Genomic DNA, 821 nt, shown 5'->3' on the forward strand with positions numbered 1-821 from the left:
TTAATTTCAATGTGGTTTTTATCACAAAATCTTTAAATCGCTCTGTACGGTGCCTTTCTGTCAATTTAAACGCATATATATTCTCAAAATCATCAGCAAACTTCACTACTTTGCTGTTTTTTCGGATCCATAAGTGTCTTTAAGCGTAGATCGCTGTTGCAAGTTGATTGAAGCTTTCTGAAAGGTTATTTGCGAAATTGTTTGACGGTGGTTTATAACATGCGCTTTCATATAGTTTTTTCACTTCTGATTTTTTGTGTTTCTTAATTACCAATCCATATTCTGGATGCGTAATCCAATTATCCCAAGCGCTTTGCCAATCGCGTTCATTTGCATTTCGACATGGGTTGGATTTTGAAAAGCGTACAAATTTTTCAAATTCTGATAAGGCTTCATCATGCGTTAATCCTTGTTCAGTTGCGTATTGAAAATCGGGTTTGAAATCTTCTAGTATTCTTTCAACTTCTTGTTTTTCCCTTATTTTCTTTGTTCCTTCAAAAAAGTTTGCTTTCTCTGGAAAATAAGCAGGCATTATCTTATCAACGATTTCTGAAAGTTGTTTTCCAACCTTTTTAACTTTTCGTGAAGGCAATTTCTCAATCATCGCTTCGTCAATTTGCCATCGGTTATTAGCTTTGTTTGAAGTGTTGGTATTTTGCTCGCGAATGATTGGTTGTTTGGTTTCTATCGTTTTGATTTGTTCTGATTGGCTTTCAACATCACACTCGATTGGCTCGTCAACCAAATCGTTTGTTTCTAAATTTTCAAAATCAATTTCTCTTTTTGATAAAATAATATTTTTATTTTTTTTGTTATTGTTA

The 821-nt window shown here is 33.3% G+C and carries 1 pseudogene; it reads right to left on the bottom strand.

Annotated features, from left to right (window positions below):
* Nucleotides 1-139: 139 nt before the first annotated feature.
* Nucleotides 140-821 (bottom strand): annotated as a pseudogene (locus ACFILO_RS09580) (hypothetical protein); the annotation flags it as partial.

It is taken from the genome of Bartonella sp. AP72JLCBS (genome assembly GCF_042195705.1).
Lineage (GTDB): Bacteria > Pseudomonadota > Alphaproteobacteria > Rhizobiales > Rhizobiaceae > Bartonella.